The organism is Allobosea rubneri (assembly GCF_032464875.1).
In the GTDB taxonomy this organism is placed as follows: domain Bacteria; phylum Pseudomonadota; class Alphaproteobacteria; order Rhizobiales; family Beijerinckiaceae; genus Allobosea; species Allobosea rubneri.
Genome location: NZ_JAWDID010000035.1, coordinates 39,900 through 56,444 on the forward strand (window position 1 = coordinate 39,900; position 16,545 = coordinate 56,444).

The 16,545-nt window shown below is 68.3% G+C and carries 17 protein-coding genes; 6 read left to right on the forward strand and 11 right to left on the reverse strand.

The genetic code is table 11. The annotated features are described in order from the left end of the window. Positions 1 to 4: 4 nt before the first annotated feature. The 8 genes from RKE40_RS20075 to RKE40_RS20110 all read right to left on the reverse strand — a co-directional run bounded on the left by RKE40_RS20075 (position 5) and on the right by RKE40_RS20110 (position 7,786). Positions 5 to 2,983 (reverse strand): formate dehydrogenase subunit alpha, encoded by a 2,979-nt coding sequence (locus RKE40_RS20075; protein WP_316019988.1) that lies wholly within the window; start codon positions 2,981 to 2,983, stop codon positions 5 to 7. A 13-nt stretch (positions 2,984 to 2,996) separates the two neighbouring features. Further along, positions 2,997 to 3,191, reverse strand: a complete 195-nt coding sequence (locus tag RKE40_RS20080) for a hypothetical protein (RefSeq protein ID WP_066468738.1) — start codon at positions 3,189 to 3,191, stop codon at positions 2,997 to 2,999. 26 nt (positions 3,192 to 3,217) lie between these two features. Then, positions 3,218 to 4,009: a Cro/CI family transcriptional regulator gene (locus RKE40_RS20085; RefSeq protein WP_316019989.1), complete on the reverse strand. Its 792-nt coding sequence runs from the start codon at positions 4,007 to 4,009 to the stop codon at positions 3,218 to 3,220. Between the two features lie 102 nt (positions 4,010 to 4,111). Beyond that, positions 4,112 to 4,843: a DUF3306 domain-containing protein gene (locus RKE40_RS20090; protein WP_316019990.1), complete on the reverse strand. Its 732-nt coding sequence runs from the start codon at positions 4,841 to 4,843 to the stop codon at positions 4,112 to 4,114. Further along, positions 4,843 to 5,355, reverse strand: coding sequence for a DUF3305 domain-containing protein (locus RKE40_RS20095; RefSeq protein ID WP_316019991.1), 513 nt, complete (start codon positions 5,353 to 5,355; stop codon positions 4,843 to 4,845). The genes RKE40_RS20090 and RKE40_RS20095 overlap by 1 nt, the downstream gene beginning before the upstream one ends. Positions 5,356 to 5,365: 10 nt before the next feature. Next, the gene (locus RKE40_RS20100; protein ID WP_316019992.1) at positions 5,366 to 6,376 is read right to left on the reverse strand and encodes a DUF6352 family protein; all 1,011 of its coding nucleotides are present in this window, start codon (positions 6,374 to 6,376) and stop codon (positions 5,366 to 5,368) included. Next, a complete protein-coding gene (locus RKE40_RS20105; protein WP_316019993.1) occupies positions 6,373 to 6,924 on the reverse strand; it encodes a DUF6505 family protein in 552 nt (183 codons plus the stop codon). Before RKE40_RS20105 ends, RKE40_RS20100 begins: the two co-directional genes overlap by 4 nt. A 118-nt stretch (positions 6,925 to 7,042) precedes the next feature. Further along, entirely contained in the window at positions 7,043 to 7,786 is a 744-nt protein-coding gene (locus RKE40_RS20110) for a biotin/lipoate--protein ligase family protein (RefSeq protein WP_316019994.1), read from the reverse strand. A 130-nt stretch (positions 7,787 to 7,916) separates the two neighbouring features. On the opposite strand from RKE40_RS20110, the gene RKE40_RS20115 reads away from it, so the two are divergent. Then, positions 7,917 to 9,956, forward strand: coding sequence for a 4Fe-4S dicluster domain-containing protein (locus RKE40_RS20115; RefSeq protein WP_316019995.1), 2,040 nt, complete (start codon positions 7,917 to 7,919; stop codon positions 9,954 to 9,956). A gap of 24 nt (positions 9,957 to 9,980) precedes the next feature. On the opposite strand, the gene RKE40_RS20120 is transcribed toward RKE40_RS20115, so the two are convergent. Then, positions 9,981 to 10,724, reverse strand: coding sequence for a nucleotidyltransferase domain-containing protein (locus RKE40_RS20120; protein ID WP_316019996.1), 744 nt, complete (start codon positions 10,722 to 10,724; stop codon positions 9,981 to 9,983). Between the two features lie 489 nt (positions 10,725 to 11,213). Between RKE40_RS20120 and minC the strand changes: the two genes are divergently transcribed. From minC to minE, 3 genes are read left to right on the forward strand one after another with little or no spacing between them, the layout of a single operon-like run. Further along, positions 11,214 to 11,966: a septum site-determining protein MinC gene (gene minC, locus RKE40_RS20125; RefSeq protein WP_316019997.1), complete on the forward strand. Its 753-nt coding sequence runs from the start codon at positions 11,214 to 11,216 to the stop codon at positions 11,964 to 11,966. A gap of 34 nt (positions 11,967 to 12,000) precedes the next feature. Further along, on the forward strand, positions 12,001 to 12,816 hold the full coding sequence (minD, locus tag RKE40_RS20130) for a septum site-determining protein MinD (protein WP_066467972.1): 816 nt from the start codon (positions 12,001 to 12,003) through the stop codon (positions 12,814 to 12,816). After that, on the forward strand, positions 12,813 to 13,076 hold the full coding sequence (minE, locus tag RKE40_RS20135; RefSeq protein ID WP_066467971.1) for a cell division topological specificity factor MinE: 264 nt from the start codon (positions 12,813 to 12,815) through the stop codon (positions 13,074 to 13,076). Before minD ends, minE begins: the two co-directional genes overlap by 4 nt. 20 nt (positions 13,077 to 13,096) lie before the next feature. Here the strand turns inward: minE and RKE40_RS20140 are convergent, their stop codons facing one another. After that, entirely contained in the window at positions 13,097 to 14,374 is a 1,278-nt protein-coding gene (locus RKE40_RS20140) for a c-type cytochrome (protein ID WP_316019998.1), read from the reverse strand. 136 nt (positions 14,375 to 14,510) lie between these two features. Here RKE40_RS20140 and RKE40_RS20145 point away from each other — a divergent pair, with 136 nt between their 5' ends. Both RKE40_RS20145 and RKE40_RS20150 read left to right on the forward strand, forming a co-directional pair. Then, entirely contained in the window at positions 14,511 to 14,741 is a 231-nt protein-coding gene (locus tag RKE40_RS20145; protein ID WP_066467968.1) for a sulfurtransferase TusA family protein, read from the forward strand. Positions 14,742 to 14,775: 34 nt separating this feature from the next. Then, positions 14,776 to 15,900: an Mrp/NBP35 family ATP-binding protein gene (locus tag RKE40_RS20150; RefSeq protein WP_316019999.1), complete on the forward strand. Its 1,125-nt coding sequence runs from the start codon at positions 14,776 to 14,778 to the stop codon at positions 15,898 to 15,900. A gap of 9 nt (positions 15,901 to 15,909) precedes the next feature. On the opposite strand, the gene RKE40_RS20155 is transcribed toward RKE40_RS20150, so the two are convergent. Continuing rightward, the gene (locus RKE40_RS20155) at positions 15,910 to 16,347 is read right to left on the reverse strand and encodes a VOC family protein (protein ID WP_316020000.1); all 438 of its coding nucleotides are present in this window, start codon (positions 16,345 to 16,347) and stop codon (positions 15,910 to 15,912) included. Positions 16,348 to 16,545 lie beyond the last annotated feature (198 nt).

Below are 16,545 nucleotides of genomic sequence, written 5' to 3' on the forward strand. Positions count from 1 at the left end.
CTCCTCACGCCGCCGCGATCTGGCAAAGCGTCACCTTGCCTTCGTGCATGCCCGTCACCGGGTCGTAGCCATAGGTGGTGACCGTGTTGACGGACTCGCCGAGCACGATCGGGTCCAGCCCCGGGGGGTAATTCCCGCGCTGGTCGACGCCCTGGAAGACGCCACCGAAATGGAAGGGCATGAAGGCCGCGCCCTTGCCGACACGGTCGGTGACTAGGGCCTTGACCCTCGCCTTCGAGCCATTCTCCGGACCGGAGACCCAGACGAAGGCGCCGTCGCGGATGCCGCGCTCGCTGGCATCGGCAGGATTGATCTCGACGAACATGTCCTGCTGCAATTCGGCCAGCCACTTGTTCGAGCGCGTCTCCTCGCCGCCACCCTCGTATTCGACGAGGCGGCCCGAGGTGAGGACGATCGGGAAGGATTTGGCGATGCCCTTCTCGACCGCCGCCTTCTGGATCGAGGTGTGCAGGTTGGGAATGCGCAAGGTGCGCTCGTCGGGCCGGGCCGGCCACTTCGCCACCAGATCGACGCGCGGCGAGTAGATCGGCTCGCGATGGGTCGGCACCGGGTCGGGCAGGTTCCAGGCATTGGCTCTCGCCTTGCCGTTGCCATAGGGCACGCAGCCATGCTCCATCGCGACGCGCTGGATGCCGCCGGACAGGTCGATCGACCAGGAGACCGCGTCGATGTTGTTGCCGCCGATGCCGGTGATGACTTCCATCTCGGCCGGCGTCAGGTCCTTGTCCCAGCCGAGCTTCTTCAGCACGCCCATCGTGAACTCGGGGTAGCCGTCCTTGATCTCGGAGTTGAGCGAGAACGAGCCGCCCTCGGCCAGCAGGGTGTCGTTGACCTTGCTGCCATCGGGCAGGGTGCGCTCGCGGGTCAGGCCGAAGCGCGGGCGGAAGGTGCCGCCGCCATCCCTGGCCTCGAGCGAGGTGTTGTAGAGGATGTGCGTGCCGGGATGCTTGAACTCCGGCGTGCCCCAGCACGGCCAGGGCAGGCCGTAGAAATCATTCTCGACCGGCGAGCCCTTGGCGCCGCGCAATGTCACCAGGTCGAACTTGTCCTGGTTGGCCATGTGCAGCTTCAGCCGCTCCGGCGACTGGCCGGTGTAGCCGGTCGACCAGCCACCGCGGTTGATCTCCTTGAGGATCGACTCGGCGGTCGGCTCGGGGCCGATCTTGCCCTGCACCATCTCGTAGGGCTTGAACATCGCCTCGGCGAAGCCGAGCTTCTGCGAGAGCTTGTAGATGACCGCGTAGTCACTGGCGGATTCGAAGATCGGCTCGACGACCTTCTCGCCCCATTGCAGCGAGCGGTTCGAGCAGGTGCGCGAGCCCGAGGTCTCGAACTGCGTGCAGATCGGCAGGATATAGGTGCCGTTCTTGCGGCCGCCCAGCGAGACGAAGTTGGTCGGGTGCGGGTCGCAGACGACGAGAAGATCGAGCTTCTCCAGCCCCTTCACCGCATCGGGCATGCGCGGGATGGTGTTGCCGCCATGGCCCATGACGAACATGGCCTTGAGGGTGTCCATCTGGTCGACCTGCTCGGCCGGCAGATTGGCCGCGTCGAACCAGCGGGTCGAGGTGTGGCCCGAGGTCTCCATATTGGCCTTGCGCGTGCGCGCGGGGCGTCCGCCCTTGGCCGGAACCTCGTCGAAACGCGAGACGAAATAGTCGTAATCGACGTTCCAGACCCGGGCCCAATGGCGCCAGGCGCCCTCGACCAGCCCGTAATAGCAAGGCAGGTTCGAGACATCGAGGCCGAAATCGGTCGCGCCCTGCACGTTGCAGTGGCCGCGGAAGATGTTGGCACCGGTGCCGCGGGCGCCGACATTGCCGGTCGCGAGCAGGAGGTTGCAGATGGCGCGGACGTTCGCCGTGCCGACCGAGTGCTGGGTGACGCCCATGCACCAGACGAAGGTGGCGGGCTTGACCGTGGCGAAGGTCTGCGCGGCGCGCTTCATCTGCTCGGCGGGAACGCCGGTGATGTCCTCGACGGTCTTGGGATCGTATTTCTCGACCTCCTTGCGGACGTCGTCCATGCCGTGCACGCGGCTGGCGATGAAGGCCTTGTCCTCCCAGCCGTTCTGGAAGATGTGCCACATCAGCCCCCAGATCACCGCGATGTCGGTGCCGGAGCGGAAGCGGACATAGTCGGTCGCATGCGCCGCCGTGCGGGTGAAGCGCGGGTCGAAGACGATGACGTTGGCGCGCTGGGTCTCCTTGCCCGCCAGAATGTGCTGCATCGAGACCGGATGCGCCTCGGCGGCATTCGAGCCCATGAAGAGCACGGTCTTCGAGTTGCGGATGTCGTTGTAGGAGTTGGTCATGGCGCCGTAGCCCCAGGTGTTCGCAACGCCCGCGACCGTGGTCGAGTGGCAGATGCGCGCCTGGTGATCGACGTTGTTGGTGCCCCAGAATGCCGCGAACTTGCGGAAGAGGTAGGAGCCTTCATTGGAGAACTTGGCGGAGCCGAGCAGATAGACGGAATCGGCGCCGGACTTGGCGCGGATCTCCATCATCTTGTCGCCGATCTCGCTGACCGCCTGATCCCAGGACAGGCGCTGCCACTTCCCGTCGACCAGCTTCATCGGGTACTTGATGCGGCGGTCGCCATGGACGAGCTCGCGCACGGAGGCGCCCTTGGCGCAGTGCGTGCCGCGGTTGATCGGGCTTTCCCAGGCAGGCTCCTGGCCGACCCAGACGCCGTTGGCAACCTCGGCCTTGACGGTGCAGCCGACCGAGCAATGGGTGCAGACGTTCTTAACGATCTTGGTTCCGGTCGCCGGGCCGGGGCTCGCCGCCTCGGCCTTGCGGACCGCGCCGATCTGCAGGGCACTGGCAGCCGCGACGCTGCCCGCAACGAGGCCGGAGCGGCGCAGGAAGGAGCGGCGGTCCATCACCCCGGCGGCGAGCCCACCGAGAGCGGACTGGAGACGGCCGCGCTGGACATCGCCGGATTTGCGCTTGATCAGCATGACGCCAGCCTCCTCAGTAGCGGTTGGTGCGGTAGTAGTTCTTGACGTGGTCGGTCTCGCGATAGCGGGACTTCGTCTCTTCCTTGCCCGGGTCGACGGCAGCGGCCGGCGTCACGGCAACGGGCGCGACAGCCGCAGTGGCGCCAGCACCGAGCGCCTTGAAGAAGTTGCGGCGGTCGAGCCCCGTTTCCTTGCTCTTCTGCGACATCGTCGTCTCCTCCGCGCCGGGCTTCATCATGCGGGCAGGCTCGCGGCCTGCATCTCGATCGAAAGGTAGAGGCTGCCGACCCGGCCGACGGCGCGGTAGAAACGCGCCGTCCGGGCAACCTCGAGATCGGCGAAAAAGCGCTCGCCCCAGGGCTGGATGTGGCGCTCGAAGAAGGAGCGCTCATCGACGCCCTCGCCGGCGGCCTCGCCGCGGATCAGCTGGGCCTGGATGTCCATCAGCACGGCGATGTGGTCTTCCGGCTCGCCGGCACGCTCGTCGCGGGCAAGCCCGAGCTTGCCCATATCCTCGCGCACCAGCGCCAGCGGGCGCTCATGCAGGAAGCCGGTCATGTAGTAGGAGGCATAGGGCAGGAGCTCGCCGCGGCCGACGCCGATGAAGAGTTCGAAGAACTCGTCGCGCACCGCCTCCGGCGTCGTCTCGGCCGCAGCTTCGGCCAGAGCGAGATGGGCCATGCCCAGCGGCGACGCGTCGCCGCGCAGGCCCTGCAGCGCCGCCAGTGTCTCGGCCGTCGGCGCACGCCAGAGCAGGGCACCGATCAGCTCGCATTCATCGGCCCGGGCCGCGTCGATCTCGTCGAGCTCCGGCGTCGTCGAGGAAACGATGATCGGCTCCTGCGGGTAAAGATCGGGCCGAAGCTCGCCGCGCGGGACGCCTGTGCTGGCTTCGACCGATAGCACCCGGTCGGCCGGAACGCGCTTCCAGCTCGAGATCGCCGGCTGCGAGACTCCAAGCGCACGCGCCAGGGCCCTCACCCCGCCTGCCGCTCCGATTGCCCGTTCAAGAGCCTGGTCCCGCATAGACGATGCCACCTCCCCCTGCTGCCGCGTCTTCAGGCGCGTTCGAGCGCCGGTGATAATGCTCCCTTATCACCGCAGATTTCAATTGTTCTCAACTGAAACTTAGAGCGGTGTCGCCCCTCCACCGCGCCGGCGCGGCCGGGCCATAGATGGCTGCGACCAGGGCTCATCCCGCACCGCAGCAGCGCCAGCGGCCGGCGGAGACGGCAATTCAGAAGGATTTTCGACAGTTTTCGCTACATCCGGCGCATCGCTGCGGCGAAGTGACGGCAGCTGCCGCGGTGGCTCGGCGTCCTCCTGCTGCGGTGCACCCACGGCACCGGCCACGCCCTCGTTAGACGAAAGTCGATCATCTGCGGCATCATCACGCACCGCCGCGGGATCGACGACGGTCGATTCGGCAGCCGGCTCGGGCTGCTTGCCGAAGATGTTGGCGATCATCTCCTCGACATTGTCCGAGGCGCTCAGAGGTCCGTAGCCCGGCGCGCCGCCCGGCGTGTTCCAGTCGAGCGCATAGTCGCGGGCCGGATCGAGATAGCCCGAGATCGCCGGATCGCTCTCCCAGGCCCGGCGCAGCGCGGCGCGCTTCCAGCTCTCGGGAACGTTCTGCTTCAGCCAGTGCGCGAGGTCGAAATCCTTGTCGACGAGATCGAGCGAGGGCGGCTCGACCATTTCGGGCTCAGGCTCCGGCGGCAAGGCGGGTTCCGGCGCGGAACTCGGCACCGGCAGGGGCGCAGCGGGCGGCGCGGCCTGCTCGGCGGCGGCTGCGCGCTTGCGGCGCGACCAGCGGCCGAGGAAGCCGTCGTCCCCATCACCCTCGCCGCGGGCGGCCATCAGCCCTCTCCGCGCTCGAGGCCGGGACGCGGCCGGGGACCGCCACCCTTACGCGGATCGTGCTCGGAGCGCTTGCGCTTGACGAATTCGCGCTCGACATGGTGCTCCTCGAAGAAGGCCAGCACCAGCCGCGCGACCGCGGCCGGCATCGGCACGGCTTCGACGACATCGTCGACATTCTCGCAGAAGACCTCGCCTTCGAACGGGTCGGCGGTGACGCCGACCATTTCGAGCGCGGGCTCGATCCCGGTCGGCCGGACCGCGACCCAGAGCTTGGCTTGCCCGCTCTCGAAGTTCTCGCGGAAATGCGCAGTGTCGACCGAATGCAGCGTCAAGGTCGCCGGGCCGAGATAGAATTGCTGGCGCTCCGGCGTGCCGGTGAGCTTCGCCCAGGGCGCGAGATCGGGCGGTTCGGGAAGCACCGCGATCGGTGCCCAGGCATGGTCGGCCCAGGGCGAGTCGATGGTGCGGCGTTCCACCACGATGCCGACCTCATGATAGAGCTGGGTCATCGCAGCCTCCTCAGTTCGCCATCTCGTGCTCGGCCAGGGGCAGGCCGACGACGAGGTTCTGCGGCTTCAGGCGCAGGACCTTGTCCTGTCCCATCGCCGCCAGCAGATAGACCGGCCGCCCCTTTGCCGCCGGCACGACCGGCACCTCGGGCGGCAGGTCGAGCCGGTAGAGCGCGATCAGCCGCGAGGCGGCTTCCGGCTCCAGGCTCTCGCCGCGCCAGAGTGCATTGCCCACGGCGGTCGCCTGCGCATCGAGCCCGACGAACCAACGCCAGTCGGCATCCTTGACGCTCTCGACCGCCTCGATCGCGACGTCGAAGCCGTGCATCTGGCGAATCCAATGAGCCAGCGCCCGGCCGAGCGCGGCGCGACCCGAAGGCTTGCCGCCGAGATCGAGCACCATGTCGAAGGCGTCCGAGCGCTGCCAATACTGCGCCGAATTGGCGCTCTTGAGGAGATCGAGCGCGGTCGCAGCCGGCCCGCCCAGCATGGCGAGCAGCGGCGAGGCGTGTCGGTCCGCCTCATGGCCCTCGATCATCTCGGCATCGGCCAGCAGGATGGTGTTCTCGTGAAAGGTGACGCGCTGCGGCCGGAACAGGCATTCGGCGGCGCGGACAACGAAAGGATCGTCCTCTTCGTCGAGCGCAGCGCGCAGGATGACGTGCACGAGCTGGTCGAGGAACAGCGGCGGCACGCCGGAGACACCCTTTCGGATGATGCCGGCATAGGCGGCTTCCAGCGTCGGCGCCGCCAGCAGCCCGTCGCGCCAGCCGAGCAGGAAGCGCCAGTTCTCGCGCGCATCGGCATCGGCGAGCGCCGCGATCTCGCGCTCGCCGACATCCGCCTGCGGCGACGCCATCAGCCTGGCATGCAGTGCTCGCTCGGCGTCGCAAGCTTCTTCCGGCGGCAGCACTTCCGGCCGCGCCAGATAGGCTTTCAGGAAATCATCGGTGACCACGAGGCCGCCGCCCGGCTCACGATCGAGCAGCAGATGGCCGGAGCTCGCCCAAAAATGCGTCATGGCGCGTTCCCCTTGCCGAGATTCATCAGATCGACCCGCTCGACGACCTCGTCCTCGCCCTCCACCTCGACGAATTCGAAGGCCCGGAAGGCGTCCTTCGGCCGGTCGTCGCGCGGCAGCAGGACCCGGAAGCGCTCGCGGATCTCGCCATCCTCCAGCGTCCGATGCAAAGCGAGCAGGGTCTGGGCGGGATGGTCGCAGAGCGAGGCGGCGAAAGCGAGTTCCTCGCCGGCCGCAGCCCGTGCAGTGGGAAGATCGGGAGCGCCGAGCTTCTCGACGAAGCGCCCGGCGAGCAGCAGCAGGGCCTGCTCATATTCCTCCGCCGTCGCTTCGGTGACGACCGCGAGCGTGCTCCAGCCGAAGCTGTCGATCCCGAGGAAGCCGGAACGGAAGGCGGCCCGTCCCTTGGCATCGAACTCCGCGACGCGCTGCGGATCGAACAGGAAGGAGCCGCTGACCAGCCATTCGCCGGGCTCCGCCGCGCGACGGAAGACGAATCCGTCGGACGGGTCGAGCCGGATGGCGCGTGGAAGCTTGAGGGACGTCATGGCGCGACGCCTCGGCAATGGCCGTCATTGCGAGCGAAGCGAAGCAATCTAGGAAGGAATAGAGCTCTGCCGCCCTTGGATTGCTTCGTCGCTTCGTTCCTCGCAATGACGATCGCGCTCACAGCTTCGGCCCGCCACTCTCGCGATCGAGCCAATCGACCTTGGCCAGCGCCTCGACGAGGCCCTTCCGCTCGACGCCATGCTGCGAGGTCGCGACCAGATCGCCGTTGGGCTCGATGCCATGGCGGACGCCCGTCACCTTCTCCAGCCGGTCGAGCCAGCGCCTCGCCGCCGGCTTGGCCCCCTCCTCCTGCCAGCGGCTGACGCCGAGCATGAGATGGCGGGCGAAGGCCTCGATCAGATCGACCGCATCGACCTCTTCGAAGCCCTCCTCGGCCATGCCGACGCCGGTCTGCCCGGGCTGGAAGGGTGACATGGTGGTGGCGCGGACCATGGCGCCGAAGACAAGCCAGTCCGGCACCTGGTTCTCGGGGCAATCCGCCGGCCAGGCCAGGCGGCCGCCGCCGATCAGGCCGAGATCATAGGTCAGGGCATCGGGCCAGCGGAACAGCAGCGGGCGCTCCGGCGGCGAATGGATCGCGAGCGCGTCGGCAAGCGCATTCATCGCGAGATAATGGGCGAGCCGGGCCTCGGCGAGAATCGCGTCCGGCTCCAGCACGACCGCGAATTCGACGATGTCGAAACGTCGCACCCAGACCAAGGTCGCAGCGCCGGCCTCGGCCGCTATCGCCTGAGCATGGCCGAAGGCGTCGCCGGATTCGCGCAGGGTTACCAGCGAAAACCCCGGCGGCAACACCGGTTCGCGCCTGAGATCGTCCGACCTAGCCACCCCTGCCGCCATCTCTCCCGCATCCCTGCGACCCGTGCGAAGCGGACTTGCTTCTTTGGAGTCGTTCCAATTCCATATAAGCATGGATTATCGCAAGGGCGACGAAAGACGCGCTCGCCAGCTTTCGAGGAATACGGCCCCGATGACCGAAGTCGCACGCACGCTGATGGTCTGCTCGTGCGAGGACACGATGCCGCTCGACGGCGCCGCCCTGCAGCGCGGCTGCAAGGGCGCCGGCATCAGCCAGCACCGCCATCTTTGCCGCAGCCAGATCGAACGCTTCCAGGAGATGCTCGCCAAGAGCGAGGCGATCACCGTCGCCTGTACCCAGGAAGCGCCATTGTTCGAGGAAGTGGCGGCCGATCTCGACTACGCCGGCGACCTCGTCTTCGCCAACATCCGGGAAGCCGCGGGCTGGTCGCGGGAGGCGAAATCCGCCGGCCCGAAAATGGCGGCGCTGCTCGCGGCCGCGAGCGAGCCGCTACCGCCTGCCACATTCACCACCCTCGCTAGCAAGGGCGTGGCGCTGGTCTATGGCCGCGACGACGGCGCGATCGCGCTGGCGCAGCGCCTCGCCGAGCATCTCGACGTCACCGTGCTGCTGACGCGGCCGGGCGAGATCGCACCGCCGCGGCTCGACAATTTCCCGGTGCTCAAAGGCACGATCGGACGCGCGACCGGCTGGCTCGGCGCCTTCGAGCTCAGCGTCGACGACTATGCCGCGCCCTCCCCTTCCTCCCGGGCGAAGCTGGTCTTCGAAGCCCCGCGCAACGGCGCGGTCTCGCATTGCGACGTCGTCATCGACATCAGCGGCGGCACCCCGCTCTTCCCCGCCGGAGACCTGCGCGCCGGCTATCTGCGCGCCGACCCGCGCGATCCCGCCGCGGTCGAGCGCCTCGCCTTCGCGGCGACCCAGCTCGTCGGCGAATTCGACAAGCCGCGCTATGTCGCGCTGAGCGAGGGGCTCTGCGCCCATTCGCGCGCCAGCCGGACGGGCTGCACCCGCTGCCTCGAGCTCTGCCCGACCGGCGCGATCACTCCGGCCGGCGACCATGTCGCGATTTCCGCCGAGATCTGCGCCGGCTGCGGCGCCTGCGCCGCGGTCTGCCCGACGGGCGCGGTGACCTACGCCTTGCCGCCTACCGATGCGCTGTTGCGGAAGCTGCGTACTTTGCTCGTCACCTATGCCGAGGCGGGCGGGCACGAGCCCGTCGTGCTGCTGCATGACGCCGATCACGGCGAGCCGCTGATCGACGCGCTCGCCCGCCATGGCGATGGCCTGCCGGCGCGCGTCCTGCCGCTGCGCGTCAACGAGATCACCCAGATCGGCATGGAGACGTTCGCGGCCGCGCTCGCCTTCGGCGCCGCGGCGGTTCGCGTGCTCGGGCGGGCAAAGCCGAAGCACGATCTCTCCGGCCTCACGCGCAATCTCGACTATGCCAACGCACTCGCCGGTGCGCTCGGTTTCGGCGAGGCGCGCGCGGCGCTGATCGAGACGGACGATCCCGAGGCGCTCGCCGCGGCGCTCGCGCGGGTCGCGCCGGGCCGGACCGCGCCGACCCCCGCGCGCTTCCGGCCGATGGGCGACGGGCGCCCTCTGCTGCGCCAGGTCGTCGGCGAACTTCATGCAGCAGCGCCGGAACAGGTCGGCAGCGTGGCGATGCCGGCCCGCGCGCCCTTCGGCACCGTCAATCTCGACGCCGATGGCTGCACGCTCTGTCTCGCCTGCGTCTCCGCCTGCCCGGTCGGCGCGCTCGGCGACGATCCCGAGCGACCGACGCTGAGCTTCCAGGAAGACCTCTGCGTGCAATGCGGGCTTTGCGCCGCGACCTGCCCGGAAAAGGTGATCACACTGGAGCCGCGCATCGATTTCGATGCCTGGAAATCCGGCCGGAGGGTGCTCAAGCAGGAGGAGCCGTTCCACTGCATCGCCTGCGGCAAGGCGTTCGGCGTCAAGAGCACGATCGAGAAGATCGCCGCCAAGCTGGAGAACCGGCACTGGATGTTCGCCGGCGAAGGCGCCAAGCGCGCCTCGATCCTGCGCATGTGCGAGGATTGCCGGGTCGAGGTCGTGGTCAATGAGAGCTTCGACCCGCATCTGGCGCCGCAGCGCCCGCCGGTGCGGACCACCGACGACTATCTGCGCGAGCGCGCCGAACGCGGCGAGGACCCGCTGCAGTAACAGGATCGGTCGGCCCGGGACGCGCTAGGCGCGCCAGGCAGGGGACGCTGCGCGGCAATCGCCATCGAAGAGCCGGCCGCCATGCGGCGCCAGTTCCTGCTCGGCCAGCGCGATGACGAGGTCGCTAGCGCCCGCCGCGAACAGGGCGCGAAAGGCCGCCTCGAAGCGGTCGGCAAGGCCGGCATCGGCCGCCTGAAGCAGTCGCGGCACCCATTTTCCCGTGCCGTTCCAGCGCCCCCGCCCACGCAAGGCGAGTTCCGCCAGCCGGGGATGCAGCGCGGCGCCGATCGCCATGGTCTCGCCGGGACTGCGTTCGCCGCGTAGATCGTCGATCGCATCGGTGATCTCGTAGCGCAGCACGTTCAGCTGTGCCTGGGCCAGTGGCGGCGGCCCCTCCGCGAGCCGCCTCGCGACATCCCGTTGCAGGGCTGCGGCGCGATCATGCGCTCTCCCCAGGATCACGCCTTCTGCGACCATGTTGAGAATGCTCGGGCAACCGCGCGCGACATCCGCATTGACGAACCAGGCGAGCGTCTCGGGATCGTGCACGAACGCCTCGATCGGCAAGCCGCCTGCGATGAAGGATTCGCGCCGGGCGGCTTCGAGATGGTCGTAGACCACCACGAGATCGATGTCGGAAAGCCAGGTTCCCTGGCCACGCATGATCGACCCCGCCGCAAAGGCGAAGGCAGCATCGGCATAGCGCGAGGCGAGCACGGCTTCCGCGACAGCCAGTGCCTCGGACGGCGTGGGGCGAGTCGAAACCATCATTCACTCCGATCGAGCCCCGGTGATAGCCGCTGTTCGCGCGAATGTCCGCCTGCGGCCGGAGACGGCAAGTGGCGAACCTCCCGCTCCGGTCGGGATCGGTAGCGGCGATGTCAAATGCCGTAGCCGACCGAGGCGATTCGAGGGATTGCTGCCGATTCCAGTCTGCCCTCGGCTGCGCCGCTTCACGCCGATCTCGGACCGAGCAAGCTCGACCGAGATCGGCGGAAGCCCGCGCAAGCCGCTGCAAATGCTTGCCCCGTGCAGCACGATCGCATGGTCACTGAGCAGCGGCCCAATGAAGCCCCAGGGGACGCGCCCCGGAGGGTTTCAATAGGACTGCAAATTCTGTCTATCATTCTGAAAAGAAATAATTTTCTTCTCTGAGGCGAGATCTTTAGCGACCGCCTCCCGATAGGTCAGCTCGAAAAGCTTTACCGCTTGTTAACCATTCCCTGGCTACATCCGGGAAACGCAAAATTAACCAAGATGACCAACGTGTTAACCCAATCTCGGCCGATACGCCTCAAGGGGCGGTCCTATCTCGCGCTGACGCTGAACCCGGAGCTGCCCTTCGAGGATTGGCTGGCGCGGCTCGACGATCTCGCCGGCCGCTCCGCCGGTTTCTTCCTGCGACGGCCAGTGGTTCTCGATCTCGAAGGGCTCGAGATCGACCGCCAGCAGCTGCGCGATCTGGTCGCCCAGCTCTCGACCCGCAAGGTGCGGATCATGGGCATCGAGGGTGCGCGGCCGTCCTGGCTGAGCCCGGACCTGCCGCCGGCGATGTCGGGCGGGCGCGAGGCCTCGGATTTCGAGGCCCCGACCGCCGAGCCGGTCCAGGAAGCCGCGGTCGCGGAAAGCGCGGAGCCCGCAGAGGTCGCGATTCCCGCCGAGCCGCAGCCCGTGAAGGCGACGCCTTCGATCGTCATCACCCAGCCGGTGCGCTCGGGGCAGTCGATCATCTTCACCGAAGGCGACGTGACCATCGTCGGTTCGGTCGCATCGGGCGCCGAAGTCATCGCCGGCGGCTCGATCCACATCTACGGCACGCTCCGCGGACGAGCGATGGCCGGCACGATGGGCAACGCCTCGGCGCGCATCTTCTGCCGCAAGCTCGAGGCGGAACTCGTCGCGATCGACGGCTACTACAAGACGGCCGAGGACCTGGAGGCCGACCTCCACGGCAAGACCGTCCAGTTCTGGCTGGAAGGCGAGACATTCAAGGTCGGATCACTCGCCTGAAATGACGGCGCGTCCACATCAACGGGAGAGGTCAATGGGCAAGGTCATCGTAGTCACATCGGGCAAAGGCGGCGTCGGGAAGACGACCTCCTCGGCCGCACTCGGCGCCGCGCTCGCGCAGAACGGCGACAAGGTCGTGGTCGTCGACTTCGACGTCGGCCTGCGCAATCTCGACCTCGTCATGGGTGCCGAGCGGCGGGTGGTCTACGACCTCGTCAACGTGATCCAGGGCGAAGCCAAGCTGGCGCAGGCGCTGATCCGCGACAAGCGGGTCGAGACACTCTATCTGCTCGCCGCCTCGCAGACGCGCGACAAGGACAATCTCACGCAGGAAGGCGTCGAGAAGGTCATCGCCGCTCTGAAATCCGCCTTCGACTGGGTGATCTGCGACAGCCCGGCCGGCATCGAGCGCGGCGCGACTCTCGCCATGCGCCATGCCGACGTCGCCATCGTCGTGACCAATCCGGAAGTCTCCTCGGTCCGCGATTCCGACCGGATCATCGGCCTGCTCGATTCCAAGACGCTCAAGGCCGAGAATGGCGAGCGCATGGAGAAGCATCTCCTGCTCACCCGCTACGACCCGGTCCGTGCCGAGCGCGGCGACATGCTGAAGGTCGACGACGTCCTCGAGATCCTGTCGATCCCGCTGCTCGGCATCATCCCGGAAAGCATGGATGTGCTGCGCGCCTCCAATGTCGGCTCGCCCGTCACCCTCGCCGACAACCGCAGCGCCCCGGCGATCGCCTATTTCGAGGCGGCCCGTCGTCTCAAGGGCGAGACCCTGCCGATCGCCGTTCCCGGCGAAAAGCGCAGCTTCTTCGGCAAGATCTTCGGAAGGAAAGCGGCATGAACTTCCGTCGCCTGTTTTCCCGCTCCCAGTCGGCCCCTGCCGCGCGCGATCGGCTGCAGGTGCTGCTCGCCCATGAACGCGCCACGGTCGGCGGTTCGGACCTCGTCACCAAGCTGCGCGAGGAGATCCTGCGGGTCATCGCCAAGCACGTGCAGATCGACGACGAGAAGGTCACCGTCAAGATGGAGCGCGGCGCCAAGGTCTCGACCCTCGCCGTCGACATCGAGATCCCGTTCGACGCGGGCAAGAAGGCGGCCTGAGGGCCGCCTTTTCTTTTGGCTCAGCGCGTCACCTTCTCCAGCCAGTCGACCAGCGCCTGCCGGTCGGCGGCCGAGCCGATCGTCTGCTCGGGCATCTTGGTGCCCGGCGTGTAGGCATTGGGACCGACCTCGAACAGCCTGGACACCGTCTCCTTGGTCCAGACGATGTCCATGTCCTTCAGCGCCGCCGAGAAGGCGTAGCCCGGGGCGGTGGCGATGCGACGGCCGAAGATACCGTGCAGAGTCGGGCCCGCCCGGTTGCCATCGGCCGGCGTCAGCGTGTGGCAGGCGGCGCAGGCGCGGAAGACCTCGGCCCCGCGCTCGCCCTTGAAGGCCGCGAGCGCGTCCTCCCCGGCCCGCGGCACGACAGTGCCGATATGCTCGCCGGTCACTGCGTTCCAGCGCCTGACCAGCCGGTCGGCCCCGCCGGAGAGGAGCTCGCGTCCATCGGGCAGGAAGGCAAGCGACCAGACCGGCAGGCCGGGTCCAATCAGCGTGGCGCGGATCGTCCGCGTCCGGCGCTCGACCAGCGCGACCTGGCCGCGCAGCCCGCCGACCGCGATCGTCGTGCCATCGGCCGAGATGGCGAGCGCGATCAGCGGCGTCTCGCCGATGACGATCTCGGCCCGCCCAGTTCCATCCGCCCCGAACAGGCGCAGGCGGCCATCGCCGGCTGCGACGGCGATCTCGCCATCTGGTGCGACGACGACGCCATTGAGTGGTGCCGGCACGGTCATGACGACAGGCACACCGCCATCGGCCGGCCAGATTCGCAGCGTCGCGTCATAGCCGGAGGAGACGAGCCCGCCGCCCGGCAGGAAGGCAACGCCGTTGACCGGGCCCTTGTGGCCTTCGAGCACCCGCACTGCACCATCGGCGAGCGAGGTGATCCGCACTGTCTCGTCCCAGGAGGCGGAGGCGAGCTGTGCTCCGTCGGGCGAAAGCGCCAGCGCCGCGACCGGCCCCTTGTGCCCGTCGAAAACCTTCGCCGGATCCGCGGCGGCGCCCTGCCAGAGCGCGACCTTGCCGTCCTCGCCGCCGGTCGCAAAGCCGAGCCCTGCGATAGCCACCGCGGCATTGATAGCGCCTTGATGGAAACGCAGCACCTTTTCGGCGCTGCCGCTGGCGAGGTTCCAGAGAATCGCCGACTGGTCAAAGGAGCCGGTCAGAGCCTGCCTGCCATCGGGCGAGACGGCGACAGCCCGCACCGGGCCGCCATGGCCGCGCAATTCCTGCGCGGGGGCGCCGGCGGGCAGGAGGGCAAGCAGTCCGAGAAGGGCGGTCCAAAGTGTTCTCATGCCGCGATCATGTCCCAGCTTGCGGCCTTGGCAAGGCATGGCCCGCACGCAGCCACAGCGGAGAGATAAACCGCCGCAGTTGCCCCCGCGCAAAAAGCCGTCATATGAAATGCATCGTTTTCGACAGGCTGCGCCGATGACCTCGATCCCGCTCAACCTGCGGGGCCTCAAATGCCCCCTCCCCGCCTTGCGCGTGCGCAAGGCGCTGAAAGGGGCCGAGCCCGGCGCGCTCTTCCTGGTCGAATGCACCGATCCGATGGCGGCGATCGACATCCCGAACCTGATGCGCGAGACCGGCGACACCATCGAGCAAAGCAGCGCCGAGGACGGCCTGCTCGTCTTCCATATCCGCAAGGCCGCGGCCTGACGCCGCCAGCCTGCACCAACCGGAGCCCGCAACCGTGGCCCTCTCCCGAAACGACATTCTGCGCGCGCTCGAACTGGTGAAGCTGCCGGCGAGCGGGCAATCGCTCGCAGCATCCGGCCGGATCGGCGACGTGCTGATCGACGACGGCAAGGTGATCTTCGCCATCGGCATCGACGCGACCGAGGCGGCGGCAATGGAGCCGGTGCGCAAGGCCGCCGAAAGCGCCGTCAGCGGCCTGCCGGGCGTGCGGCAGGTGCTGGTCGGGCTGACCGCCGACAAGGCACCGTCGGCTGCCGCATCGGCCGCGACCCAGGCCCGCCGCCAGGCGCAGGCGGGGCCGGGCGGCGCCGTGCCGAAGGCCGCCGGCGTGCCCGGGGTCAAGCAGATCATCGCCGTCGCCAGCGGCAAGGGCGGCGTCGGCAAGTCGACGACGACAGCCAATCTCGCGGTGGCGCTGGCGACGCTCGGCCTCAAGGTCGGTGTGCTCGACGCCGACATCTACGGCCCCTCGGTGCCGAAGATCTTCGGCATCTCGGGCAAGCCACGGCTGGTCTCGGGCCGGACGCTCGCGCCGATGGAGGCCTATGGGCTGAAGATCATGTCGATCGGCTTCCTGATCGACGAGGAAACCCCGATGATCTGGCGCGGGCCGATGGTGATCTCGGCGATCACCCAGATGCTGCGCGAGGTCGCCTGGGGCGAGCTCGACGTGCTGGTCGTCGACATGCCGCCGGGCACCGGCGATGCCCAGCTCACCATGGCGCAGCAGACCCCGCTCGCCGGCGCCGTCATCGTCTCGACGCCGCAGGACCTCGCTCTGCTCGATGCCCGCCGCGGCGTCGCCATGTTCAGGAAGGTCGAGGTGCCGATCCTCGGCATCGTCGAGAACATGAGCTATTTCGTCTGCCCGGAATGCGGCCACCGCTCGGACATCTTCGCCCATGGCGGCGCGCGGCACGAGGCTGAGCGCCAGGGCGTGCCCTTCCTCGGCGAGATCCCGCTGGCGATGCCGATCCGCGAAACCTCCGATGGCGGCCGTCCGATCGTCGCGAGCGACCCGGACAGCGCCCACGCCAAGGCCTATCTCGCAATCGCGCGACAGGTCCGGGACGGGCTGAGCGGCCCGGTGCGCGCGGCGCCGCGCATCGTCATCGAATAGACGGGGTCGTCACGCCGCGCGGCGACCGGCCGACGCGTCCCGCTCGATCAGTACCCAGATGTGGCCGAAAGGGTCGAACAGCGAAGCGACCCGCCGCCCCGCGACATCGGTCTGGACCTCGTCGCGCAGCGTCGCCCCGGCCGCGATCGCCTGCGCGAAACAGCCATCAATGTCGGGGACGGTCAGCTGGATGATCGTGCTGACGCCCCCAGCCACCTTGGGAAAGAAGGGGCCGCCACGGGAAGGCTCGGCTTCGCGCCGCGGATTGGCGCCGGCTACGGCGATCACGGTCGCGCCGAGGCGCATTTCCACGCCCGCCAACGCCCCGTCGATATGGTGGGCTTGAAACTGCCTCGCGCCAAAGGCGCTGCCGTAGAAGTCGGCCGCTTCCCGCTCCCGGCCGTGCTCGACGAAGATCGCCAAGCCGAGGCTGACATCCTGCTCCATTGCGAATCCCCTTCATCCTGTCGCGCTGACGAGGGAGCCGACAAAGCCGGCGCTTTCTTGACGCCTGCCCTGCCTCATGGCGCACGCGGCACCAGCACCTCGACTCGCTGGTTGCGGGCGCGGCCATCGGCGGTGGCATTGGCGGCGATCGGCTCGCTAGCGCCGCGGCCTTCGGCGCCGAGGCGGACTTTGTCGCTC